At 52.0% G+C, this 12,336-nt stretch carries 10 protein-coding genes; 8 read left to right on the top strand and 2 right to left on the bottom strand.

The annotated features are described in order from the left end of the window. The first annotated feature begins 1,440 nt into the window (after positions 1-1,440). The 7 genes from HF854_RS08675 (at position 1,441) to HF854_RS08645 (ending at position 9,945) form a co-directional block, all read left to right on the top strand. Positions 1,441-1,683, top strand: a complete 243-nt coding sequence (locus HF854_RS08675) for a hypothetical protein (RefSeq protein ID WP_168935928.1) — start codon at positions 1,441-1,443, stop codon at positions 1,681-1,683. Between the two features lie 209 nt (positions 1,684-1,892). Beyond that, entirely contained in the window at positions 1,893-3,320 is a 1,428-nt protein-coding gene (locus tag HF854_RS08670) for a hypothetical protein (protein WP_168935927.1), read from the top strand. Positions 3,321-3,369: 49 nt separating this feature from the next. Continuing rightward, positions 3,370-4,737: a hypothetical protein gene (locus tag HF854_RS08665; protein ID WP_168935926.1), complete on the top strand. Its 1,368-nt coding sequence runs from the start codon at positions 3,370-3,372 to the stop codon at positions 4,735-4,737. Positions 4,738-4,865: 128 nt separating this feature from the next. Further along, positions 4,866-6,506 carry a hypothetical protein gene (locus HF854_RS08660; protein WP_168935925.1) on the top strand — a complete coding sequence of 547 codons (1,641 nt, stop codon included), beginning with the start codon at positions 4,866-4,868 and terminating at the stop codon, positions 6,504-6,506. A gap of 82 nt (positions 6,507-6,588) precedes the next feature. Beyond that, positions 6,589-8,199, top strand: coding sequence for a ThiF family adenylyltransferase (locus HF854_RS08655; RefSeq protein ID WP_168935924.1), 1,611 nt, complete (start codon positions 6,589-6,591; stop codon positions 8,197-8,199). 1 nt (position 8,200) lies between these two features. Further along, positions 8,201-8,689 carry a ribonuclease H family protein gene (locus HF854_RS08650; RefSeq protein WP_168935923.1) on the top strand — a complete coding sequence of 163 codons (489 nt, stop codon included), beginning with the start codon at positions 8,201-8,203 and terminating at the stop codon, positions 8,687-8,689. 161 nt (positions 8,690-8,850) lie between these two features. Beyond that, on the top strand, positions 8,851-9,945 hold the full coding sequence (locus HF854_RS08645; protein WP_168935922.1) for a hypothetical protein: 1,095 nt from the start codon (positions 8,851-8,853) through the stop codon (positions 9,943-9,945). Between the two features lie 514 nt (positions 9,946-10,459). On the opposite strand, the gene HF854_RS08640 is transcribed toward HF854_RS08645, so the two are convergent. Both HF854_RS08640 and HF854_RS08635 read right to left on the bottom strand, forming a co-directional pair. Beyond that, positions 10,460-11,068 (bottom strand): recombinase family protein, encoded by a 609-nt coding sequence (locus HF854_RS08640; RefSeq protein ID WP_168935921.1) that lies wholly within the window; start codon positions 11,066-11,068, stop codon positions 10,460-10,462. Between the two features lie 75 nt (positions 11,069-11,143). Beyond that, the gene (locus HF854_RS08635) at positions 11,144-11,626 is read right to left on the bottom strand and encodes a hypothetical protein (RefSeq protein ID WP_168935920.1); all 483 of its coding nucleotides are present in this window, start codon (positions 11,624-11,626) and stop codon (positions 11,144-11,146) included. A gap of 183 nt (positions 11,627-11,809) precedes the next feature. Here HF854_RS08635 and HF854_RS08630 point away from each other — a divergent pair, with 183 nt between their 5' ends. Further along, positions 11,810-12,331 (top strand): hypothetical protein, encoded by a 522-nt coding sequence (locus tag HF854_RS08630; RefSeq protein ID WP_168935919.1) that lies wholly within the window; start codon positions 11,810-11,812, stop codon positions 12,329-12,331. Positions 12,332-12,336 lie beyond the last annotated feature (5 nt).

The raw sequence follows: 12,336 nt of genomic DNA, 5'->3' as shown, positions 1-12,336 counted from the left end.
TTAGCATTTCGGCTTTGCTCATTTTTTGAGACTAACCGAAACCTTAAATTTTCTCCAGAATTATGAAATGACTTCTACGGAGGCCATTTTAAATGCGGAAACGGCGGATAGTTAAGTATTTGAAATTACAAATTATCCAAAAAACAACTACTTTCCGAAAAAAACACACACCCATACGGGAAACGTAACGTGTTTTACGTCCCGTGGTGCATGTATATATGCGTCACACACAGGCATGTGTTAAAGTATATTATATCAATATATCTTGATATAAATATATAATATATATTATATAATATATATTATATTTCTCCCATATGATATGTAATACATAAAAATACAAGAGGCGTATTTATAAGTTACTTTAACACATGGCCCGCGTATACAGGCATATCATCGCTTACATCACACCTCACGCCCGTGGGGGTATGCATTTTTTCCGGAAAGTAGTTGTTTTTAGGATAATGCATAATTTCAAATACTTAGGTATTAGCCATTTCCGCATTTATTTTCGCATTTTAAATATCAGTTAATACAGGTAGTTACGTATGCAATTTTGCCGGTATATTAGTCCGTAATTTCTTCACTGCGCAAATAGTTTTCAAAAATTTCCGCATTTGAAATTTTTCTAGAGTTTGCAAAATAGCTTATATATAATTCAATATAATTATATTATAATTTGATTAAATTATACTAGATATAAGTTAATATAATTATATTCCCGCAAATCGTTGTGGCTCTAGGGCCATATTTTTTGAAAATAGATTTCAACTACAGTACCTCTAAAGTGCTAACCAAGCAATTTACTATAGTATAGAGTACCTTATTAAATTCATTTACGCATTTAGAAGCCGTTAGAGAAGATTATATTTCCGCATTTAGAATCGGCCTCATCAAAACACTCATTTAACCCTTATTTTTTGGGACTGATTCGCTAAACAATTTTTGCCCACTCAGCAAGAATTTTTCCGCATTTAGTTTTTGCTGAAAATCAAAATATAGATATATTTTTAACATATTGATTTTACTACATCGAAAATTTAAATGCATAAACAAATTATTAGTAGAAATTCCTGATTGTACCTATAATAAAAGTTATAGTGTACTTTTGCTGTCTTAAGTAACATTATATTTTTGCTATCTACTTGTTTTTATTAAAAAAGAGTCATTTACGCATTTGATAGTGATAAATTTTATATAGTTACGTCGCAAATAGGAGGAATTACTACACAATCACCGCAAAAAATCGGTCGAAAAAATTCAATAAAACAACACAACTAACGAAAAATGCCTGTTAACTGCGGAAATTTCGACCTCATTATTAGTAATTATTGCTATTTAATGTTATAAGTCACTGAAGATAAAGGATATATCCTGCATCTTTCGTTTTGGCAGCCCGACAGGGCCACGTATAAACAACCTTAATCAAAGGAGCATCTCATGCCCGCTATCACTTTCGTCCGTTACACCGTCGTGACCGAAGGCCGTGAACCCGTCCAGTACCGCTCTGAAGAGGGCATCACCCTTCGCGAGGTCCTTACTGAGGAGCTCGGCGTCAACCCTTCCAAGCATGACGTCCTCGTCAACGGCATCACGGCCGGGGATCTTGATGTCGTGGTGAACAACGGCGACAGCATCGTCCTGGCCACCAAGAAGTACTCGTCCGGCAACGCCGCGGCCTAGTTCCGGTTCCTGAGCCCCGGTTTCTGAGGTTCTTTCCCCGACACAGCAACCCTACGTGCCGCGAACAAACAGGCCGGTGATCCTTTCTGGGTCACCGGCCTGTCCTCCATATAGTAGACACCTGCTATCACAACCTGCTTATTTTTAGCCGTATTTTCCGTAAAACTCTTTGTCCTCTGTTATAAGTATGCAAAAAGGAGATTTCCATCATGCTTGCACACATTATCAGAGAAAATTACGCCGAAGAAACGGCGCAGAGAAAATTTTCCCCAATCCCGCCAACCTCCCCGTACAAATGCGCCTCCCTTGCGATGGACAGACACTGCCTCGGAAACATCCTGGACAAGGTCATTAGTCATCTCGCGGACAATCATACCATAAGGTACATGGACATCCTCGAAGCCCTGTCGACTCTGCAAGGTTATGAATGGGACACCCTTTTTACGCTTGAGGACGAGATCAACAAAGCCGTCTTCATGCTAAACCAGGAAGGATGGACCTATCTTTATCCGTACGGGTTCGTTCCATTCAACTACGTCAACCAATACGGCAATCGCTGTCTGGAAAACAGCGTCGACATCATTGAGGAAAAGTCACCTGAAAATCTGCACATCACGAAATACATCCTGTCCAGGAGCATATCCTTCATGTCCGAACTCCTGGGGCACATGGAGTACATCAGCAAACTCTATACGCTTGGCGGCATTCAACAAGCCTGTTCGCTGTTCATGGCTTTCCATATGCAGGCGTTCGCGTGCGCACGCCCGGAAACAGGCTTTGAAGAGATGGACACACACGATCTTGTCACGGAATATTTCAGACTCGAATCGTATGTCATAAAAGACTTCCAGGTACTTTCAAGAATGCTACTTTCAAGAATGCTCAACGAAGAAGTCACTGCCAGCGTCTGGAATATATACGAAAGAGTATACAACGTACTCAATTACTCAGTCCCGACGTATGGAAGGATGCTGCTGCCTGCCACGAGCATGAAAAATCTGGTAGCCACGAAAAATATCATCCTCAATGCCAGAAAGCTGCATGGTGACGTCGTGAATAACCAGTATGCCGGTGACGGTCCGGAAGCGGCCGAGCGTCACTGTTCACTTATCGATGACGCCGCGGATCTCGAACGGATCAGGTTCATCGACAACAACCGCACAATCTTCCTTCACCACCGGGTCACGAAAAACGGTACCATGCCCGGGTGCTGCGTCGGGGTGGAGCTGCGAAAGGCCCCGCGCCTGCTTGTTCCCGCCTTCATCGGGAGGGATGACACCGGCATGATCTGCCTTCTCTTCCCGTCAGCTCGAAAAGTCGCGGCACTCCTCAGAAACCTGTACGGCATGGAGGCTTACGACCCGCTTGTCAGTTTGAATACGGAAGAGAACGTACTCATGAATCCTGAATCACTGTCTTTCCCGGACGTCGTCACGGGCTTTCTCAGGGAGCGCAAGCCCGGTATCGTCTCTTACTGTGGCCTTACCGACGTGCTCACCTATCTCAAGAACGGTCGTGAAGACCAATCGCTTCTTCTTGGAGGAACGTGTGGCGATTCTGGATGCAATACGGGCACGGCAGGAACTGCGAATACGGTAGACCCCGTGAATCTGTTCCACAAAATATATCTGCTTTAACAACGACCCAAAAACCACGACCCAAAAACCACGACCAGAAGGAGACTTTATGCCGACTGATCAAAATGCCGCATGCGAGAACATCAATCGCATGTTCTTTACAACTGTCAGCGCGAAGCAAAGAAAGGAGCAGCTTGTGTTCGACCTCAATGCTGCGAGACGACGCGTCATCCTCTTGCAGAACGAGCTCGATACCCTTGAAAAAATGGGAGACGTCAGGAACGTCACTTCCAGTATGCTGGAAGAACTCAAAAGACTGTTCCCCTGGCTCCATGTGTACACATGCACGGAAACGAACGAACTTGTTATCCTTACCGTCGGGCAACCTCTTTTGTTCCACGGGAACAGGAACGTGTCAGGCACATCCGGCAATGATCTCGTAAAAAACCGCGAGATCATCTACATGACGTTGCCTGTGTACAAATTCGAGGCAAGGTTGCAGCGAAACGGCGGGATAAGGATGCAACAGTGTTCCGCGTATGTTGTGGAAAATGGCGAGGAAAGGCTCAGGAAAGGGCAGGTCGGGCACCCGCATGCCATCAATGACCGGCAGGGCTGGTTCGGCTCCGTATGCCAGGGAAACAACGACTTCATGCGGCTGTACGACGAAGGGTGCAGGGGACGGATGACGCCGGAAACCCTCATCCTGGTCATCAGAAAGATCTGCCTGTGGTTCCTGGAGGCCAATCTGTCGGACATGTATGGTACATCACCCTGCGGAATCGTAAACCTGCCGGACAGCATGACGTTCTTCCACACGCGTACGTGCTTTGACATGTCATCGGAGCTCCTCGCGATACTGCAGGAACGCGTTGGCGTACATGCCGTTATGGACAGGCTGCATGAAAGGGTGACCGTTTTTTCCGACAATGTCGGCAAAGACGTGCAGTACAACTTCCTTGATCCGCTCAGACTGTATTGCGTGGCAGCAAACACTGCCGAAGCCGATCCGGAAACTGCTCTGGCGCGATATATGAATGCGTACGCTTTCCTCTGGGCGAGCGTCCTGCACAGCTGGGCATCGTCCAGAGGCGTGAGTAACGCCTTTATCAGGGACTGCCTCATGCACGCCATGCGGAATGACATCAGGCTTCTGAGGGACACGAACGAAGTAGCCGCCCCGTGCATATACAGGCCCTGGATGTCTCCGGCCACCATGCTTGCCGCTCCGTCAGCATTGCTTGATTACGGCCCGGCATGGGGAATTGGCGGTGAGAGCATGTCGGCACTCCGCAGATATCTTGATCCCGGACATGAATGGATCGAGGCACGGCTGCACGAATGGGATACGGCTTTCGGGAACAGTGTGGGCACAGGCATGCCTGCGGACACAGACGAGGAGAACAGAGACGAAGAGGAGAACAGAGACGAAGAGGAGAACAGAGACGAAGAGGAGAACAGAGACGAAGAGCGATAAGACAAATGCAAAGCACCACAAAAAACAGCCGAAGGGCCGTCGGGGACATCACCCGGCGGCCCTGAATTTTTTCCGGGCAGCGTGACAACGTTACCCGCGGGCAACCACCAAACAAAGGAGAAATTCTCATGTCGTGCATCACGAACATCCAGAAAACCATTGCCGGCGCTCTCACCGGGAGAAAACCCGCTGGAAACAAGCAGGAAAACAAGCAGGAAAACAGGCAGGAAAACAAGCAGGCTGAAAACAAATCGAAGCCGTCCGCATTTCACTACCCCTTCCATGACCCCAATCCTTTGCGCATCAGCGACTGGGATACGGAACTGGTATCGGAGGATGCCATGTACTTCCCCATTCCCGGGCAGAAGGACGTCCCTGTCAAAAGTCTCGACACACTCATCCACGAAGGACGTGTACCGGTCTTGTGCTTCACGGCGACGCTGTACCGGGAGATCCGCCATATGGTGGAACGGAACGCCAACAGCGAGCTGGCCATGTTCCTTACGCTGAAGCGTCTCCACGCGCACAAGCCCGTCTTCCTGGCCTTCGACTTCTTCATGCCGGGCCAGGAGGCGAGTGGTGGCGGTGTTTCCCTCGATGCCAATGACTGCCGCAAGTACTTCGATGCGCTGAAGGATGTTCCCTACTACAAAGAGAACGGCCTGCACAGGCATCTGTGTCATCTGCACAGCCACGGCAGGAACGGTATCTTCTGGTCCGGCATCGACGATGAGCAGCAGTTCTCCAGGGATGACCTCGGGTACATGGACGACTACCGCTTCTACGTCGTGGTCAACGCCGACGGCGGCATCAAGTGCAGCCTGGTGACCTACACGCCTGTCCTTGCCAGGGTCGATGCCGCCGTGGCCATCGCGTGCAACCGTCCCGAATACATCGAATGGCTTTCCAGAAGCCGCAAGAAGGAACTGGACGACCTTGTTGGCGAAATGGTCAGAGGCAGGTCGGCGGCGACCATGGTCGACTTGTTTGGTGACATTGCCGGTGGCAGCTTGCACGACGGCCTCAACATACCCGGCCGGGGCAAGGTGATGCCTCTGGACGGCAACACTGACGGGGACAGCCTCAGGAGCTGGACATACAAGCCGGGAGTCCTGTCCATGCCGCGTCCCGTTTTCGCCTGCACCGGAGACACAGCCGCTCCCGACGGGGGACACACCCTGAAAACCGTGGGAGGGGCTGCATCGAATCTGGCGGAACTGGTGAACTTTCTTCAGGACATCGGCATTGGTGAAGATGTGGATCTTGATGCCCGTGATCCGTTCTACCTTACTGTCGGAGGCTACTTCATGCGGGAACTCCATGAGGGGTCGGCATCTCGCGAGGAGGCGGCGTCACGCTACGAGCAAGACAAGATGGGTGAGCTGTTCAGTATCACCATGTGGCTGCTTAGCCTTGACGGAGGTTGGGCGGAACGTGCCGGAGACCAGGATCTCAAGGATGAGAACAAGCTGCGCTTCCTCGGGACGACGCTCGCGAAGTACATGCGCAATGTGTCCCGGCTCTACGGAGCTGGAGAACTGGACGCCGTACCGGATAGCCGGGAGGATAGCCAGAAGGATCTGAACGACCCAACGATCCCTTCCCCTTCCGTATCCGAACTGCTTGCCTTCCCGGATGATTGCCTTGAATCCTACCAGGATCCTGAGGACTACGCGAACGACGTTACCAACGCCCTGTGCAATGACATCATCTACATCGTGTGCAAGGCCATCGACCTCGGCAACAGCCACGAAATTCGAAAGCAGTAATCTCGAAAGCAGTAATCTTGGGAGCGGCGTGCATAGTAACATGTACGCCGCTTTTTTGTGAAACAAACAAATGGAGTGGGATATGACACAAACAGAAGTTATGACACAAACAGGACAGACGACCGCAACAATTGAACATGTTACACAAAACGAAGAACAAGTCACATCCAACGAAGAACAGGACGCCGCCTCATTCCTTGAGATGCTTGTAGAGTCTGTATCTGGAACTGTATCTGATTCCTTGCCTGATTCCGAAACCGGCTCCAATGCACAGCGTAACGAACAGCGTAACAAAGATGCCCTGTTCGCACAGGCGTCCGATGCCTACTATGCCTCCCTGCGGGACAAGGCCGTACGCCTCCAGGACGACCCGGAATTCAATATGGACGACGCGGATACGCGCTTTTCCACGGCGCTGAACCTGCGCGCCGTGAAGCAGGCCTCCTGCTGCATCATCGGCGCAGGGGGCCTTGGCAACTGGCAATGGCGCATCCTGCTGTCCATGGGCTTCCGGCAGGTCATCATCTACGACGATGACACCGTAGGTATCGAGAATGTAGGGCCGCAGGCACACAGCATCTTCGACATCGGCCTGCCGAAGGTGGAGGCTGTCAGGCGCGCGGCCCTGCAGTACAGAGGACTCAGTATCGTGGCACGGCAAAAGCGTGTCATGACGCATGCCGAGATCGTCCGCGATATCGGCTTTGTCCCGGACATCATCATCGGATGTACGGACAGTGCGGAGTTCCGTAACAGCTTCATACATACGTTGCGGGAATCCGTCATGGAACACATCAGGAATGGTACCGGCAATACGGTAAGGGACAAACTGCCCCAACTGTTCATTGATTACCGCATGTCCCTTGGAGACTGGAATGCTTACATCATCCCGGCAAGGAACATGGGGCTGTCGGAAAGAGAAAGCTTCGGGGACGCCTCGATGTTTTTCAGCACCTACATGGATGAGGCCTGTTTTCAGGCGGAGGATGCTGTCCAGGAGGCTTGTACGGAGCGTGCGATATCCTACACCGGGGCAAGCGTGGCGTCCTTCACCGGCGCCCTGCTCCACTGGTGGTTCAGTGGCGGGAGGAACGGGTTACTGGAGGATGGAAACATGCTCTACAAGGAATTCCTCCGTACAGGCGGCAACACGAAGTTCACCTGGAAGATGTCGTACAGCTCCAGGGACTGGGAATCAGTCACGCCGACACGACGCGAGCTGTTCCTTGAGAGGAAACTGGCCGAGGAAAGGGGCAGGCTGAATGCCGCGCGGGATGAACTCGAAGCCGCCCGGAATGAACTTGAAATCACGCGTTGTGAACGCGAAGCCGCCCGGGGTGAACTTGATTTGCTCAAAGCAAGGCTGGACGCCGCGCAACGCCAGATCGACAGGCTGAGTTCCACCCAGATGACCGCGGAAGAGCCGGCGGTGGAAAACTTGTCTTCCGTGCCTGAGGATACGGTGTCGGTCCCCGTACAGGTCACGTCGCAGGAACTTGTGGCCGGAGACAGGATAAACCTCGGTGTTCCCAATGAGGATTACACGGTCCTCGCCATCGGAAGACAGCTCAGGCTGAAGGATCTTGCCACAGGGGAGGAATTCCTGTGCAGGCACTTCGCGCATCCCGTCATCAGATATACGGAAGAAAGTTGGGCACCGGTAGAAATGACAAACACCGGAGGAGAAGCCTGATATGGACTATCTTGTGTACGTTGACGGTCTGTGCAAGCGAAACGGCAGCAGTGACGCGGAGGCCGGAGGAAGCCTCGCCGTATACAGGCTCGAAAAGGGCGAAAAAGTGGATGACAGTCTGCATGTCCGTCTGGCCAGGCGAATGCCTCTGTATCATGACAGCGAGTTTGCCGTTGTTGTCTCCGAGCAGGAGCAGGCAACGAACAACTACGCCGAAGCGGTGTCCCTGCAGACGGCCATTGCCTGGCTCATATCCGGCGGTCTGCTCGTTCAGGGAAACACGATCCACATATGCATGGACAGCCAGCTTGTTCTGAACCAGATCGTTGGCATGTACAAAACGAAGAAAATACACCTCAAAAAGATCTACATGTCGATATATGACATGCTGGACAAACACAGCAAAGCCATAGGAACCAATGCCGAGAAGCTCATCGCTTTCCACTGGATCAGTGGTGACGTCATGAAAGCGAGCGTTATCGCGCATTAGCAAAGGCAGGCTCTACGAAGCGTTGGATAAAACGGGGCCGGCGGACATATTCCGCCGGCCCCTAAACATTTTTCGGGAGCCGGGCAATCTGGTTACGGCAAGAGCCTGCAAAAAATTAACAGACAAATGGAGATGCTATGCTGAGAACGGACGAGAAATATATGGAGAAAAATACGGATGACGACAAGGAGCGGCTGAGCAACCCGTATGTCGTCTGTGTCCACCACGGAACGGATCTTGACGGATGGACGTCGGCGGCCCTGGTGCAACGCTGGGCCGAAGAGAATGGCCTGATGCCGTTCTTCTTCCCCATGAACCATGATGCTCCTGTCCCTTGCAGGGAGATCATCGAGAACTTCCGGCCAAGATACTTCATCGTGGCTGACTACTCCCTGACCGTCAAAGAATATAGAGAGCTGTGTGACACCCGTGTCGAATGCGACGTACCGTTCGACTTCCTCTGGTGTGACCATCATGTCTCAGCGGTACGTGACTGGCACAAGGAAGCGATATTCCTCGACGACGAATATGCCGCGTTCGAACAGGGGGACTTCCTGCACCGCAGGCTCATGCCTCTTGTCGGGGATTGGCATTCCCAGCAAGAGCATCACCTGAACACCAAAAACCTTGTTCTCCTCGGAAAACAATGGGCCGGCTGCCGCCTGCTGCACCGGATGCTCTTCCCTGATGAGTGCATGTGTCCTTACTTCATCTTCTTGGCGGACAGGTACGATGTCTGGGACATGAGCGATAAAGATGTCCGTGAGGATGCCGAGGCCCTGCAGCTTGCCTGCAAGATACATGATGTGCGCGATCCCGCGAGCCCGTTCTGGAAGGAAGTCATCTATCCCTCCCAAGAAAAGGCCCACCTTCGTACCAACGAACTGGTGGAGGAAGGAAAGAAGTACAAGGTTTATCAGGAACGCATGAATGCCGAGGTCATGTCCAGCCTTGCCTTCACTGTGGAATGGCATGGGCATACATGGCTCGCGGCCAACACCATTGGTAACTCACAGATCGCGGACAGTGCTTTCGTTCCGAGCGTCCATGACGGTGTCCTGCTCTTTTCCTGCCTCGGGCACGGGAAGAAGCCCTGGAAGGTCTCCATGTACAGCCATGATTCCCTTCCGGAGGAAAAGAAAGCCTCCCTGGACTTTTCCGTCATTGCAAAGGAATATGGTGGAGGAGGACACCCCGGCGCCTGCGGATTTATGTGCGACTGGCCGCCATTTCTGGAAAAAATTGACAGGTGTTGACAGAACGGCAGGTTACTGGCATCCTGTCTTTAACAGGACACCTCCATTGGTCCCAATGACTCCATCCATCGGGTCTGATGACACGCCTGTGCTGCTTAAGACGTCAGGCATACCCCAACGTAGTAGCACATAATCTGACGTCACGGTTCCCATTCCCTTTCGATAAGCCCCCCGCGTACCGCCTGCGGGGGGCTTATTAGTTTGCATATAATCTACCTAAATCAAGATAAATATGCCAAAAATGCGCATATTGCCAAAGTATTCAGAATGCCTTAAATTTGTGAGGCCGTGAGTTCCACGGTATCAGCCTGCGGAGAGTTGTGAGACCTGGGGGAATAGGCGGTTGGTTCGAATCCGTAAAATTCCCCACGCGGGAATGTCTGCGGCAAAAAACAAGCCTTTTCCTCTGGGCATTCTCTGTGAAGCAGGAAGTTAGCATTGAATCTATTTGTTTATTTTTGAATAGATTTAAGTAGGTCTAACAGAACGGCTTATCAGTTTGCGGCCCCGCCTGTCATTCTTCTCCGGTCATGCCACCACCCGTTTTGGCACTGCCATTGCCAAGCCTGCTGTAAAGGGTGGATCTTGGTACGCCAATTTTTTTAGCTATCCTGGCAAGCGGGATACCCAGTTCCACATCCTGACGTACACGCTCGATGATCTCTTCCGGGATGCGCTTCGGACGGCCGAGGTGTTTTCCGGAGGACTTCGCGGCGTTGATGCCTTCCCTCTGCCGCTCGCGTATCAGAGCACGTTCAAATTCGGCAAATGCCCCCAGCATCTGCATCATCAGCCGGCTCATGGGGTCGGCGGCCCCCTGCTCTTTTGGGGCAAACCGCATGTTTTCCTTGTGGAATACTATGCTGATCCCCCTGTCTGTCAGAGAGTCCACGAGTTGCTGCAGGTGGAGGAGATTCCTGGCCAGGCGGTCTATGCTGTGGACGTGGAGCGTATCCCCCTCACGCAGATATCCAAGGCAGGCATCCAGACCGGGCCTGTTGCGGCAATTGCCGCCAAGGTGATCTTCGAATACCTTGTCGAGATGTATGTCGGAGAGCTGCCTGGCCGTATTCTGGTCCGCTGAGCTCACGCGTATGTATCCGATGTCTGCGCCAAGTGCCATGCTGGGTACTCCTGTTGCATGGCGCCAAAAGTACCTGCGCATGGCTGTTTAGGCAAGCTGTGCCTGTTCTAATACCTACCCTGCGATCACACGGATGCTTCCATCCCCGTTGCCGAGGGCATCCATGACGTCGATGTGCGTCCACGTCATGCCGGGAAAGTATTCGTATCTGGCCAGCAGCTTCCAGGGCACTGCCGCATCGTCAGTACGGTCGCGAAACCCGGGCTTCGTGCATCCTGCAGCGACAAATTCTTCGTAAACTTCTTTCGGTGAGCAGTTTTTGCAAAGAAAATCGACAGCTTTGCCTACCTTGTGCGGTGAACAGGCGGCGCCGGTCGGCGTGTCAAACACGCGCAGCCCTGATTCCTTGCGCGGGCCCCCGGCACCCCAGTTGTTGATGATGATGGGACCGAACTTGTCACGCAGCTTGTCGATGGTCCGGAGAATGCGCTCGTCGAGCATCACCCACAGCTTGTCGACACCACCACGTTTGCTTGCGAAGTGGTACCAGTCAGGGCACACCAGTTCCTTGATGCCGAAATACTTGCATGTGTACACGGGCCGTACTCCTGGGAAGATTATTTTGCCGTATTCCTGTTCTAACCCTAAACATTGGGGCCGGGCAGGGCAAAAATTGAGGAAGCCCGTTGTTATAAGATGGCGGTTCACGAAGAACCTGGTGGTTCACGAAGGACCGCATTGTATATTTTGCCGAACATATTTTACAGAAGGAGGTAGGCTATGGCTGCTTATGCAAACAGATCGGTCAGGGAAAACCGGGAGGTGAACATGGAGGGAAAAGCGGCTGACACCGGCGACAGAGGGTATGACTTCAATGATGCCTTCAACCGTCTGTGTGAAGTGCTCGGTGCGGGACGGCAGGTGTCTGTCGGGAAGATCCTCGGTGTAAGCCAGCCGTCCATCTGCTATGCCACGAAACGGCGCTGCATCCCGACCACTTGGCTCCTGCAGCTGGCGACGTGGGGCATCAATCCGGAGTGGGTTTTGAGAGGCGCACCCAACAAACCTTATCTGAAGGCGACGGACGAGGCACCGGCCACCGGCCCGGCCGCGGAGACCGCCGGTGTCATGGCCGGCATGCGGAACAGGGATGGTGATACCGTGGCCCCGGCAGAAGGCATGACACAGGAGGATCCGGAGTCCGCCGGGTATCAACCTCTCGGCGGGATCGTCAATGTGCAAATAACAAACGAAAATGGTATGATTATCGGCGAGGCACAGCAGCGTTTCGAGAGTATCTAGCGCGT

This window comes from Desulfovibrio piger, assembly GCF_012843875.1.
Classification (GTDB): Bacteria; Desulfobacterota; Desulfovibrionia; order Desulfovibrionales; family Desulfovibrionaceae; genus Desulfovibrio.
The sequence above is the reverse complement of the archived record's forward strand: the minus strand, read 5'-3'. Positions and strand labels throughout refer to the sequence as shown.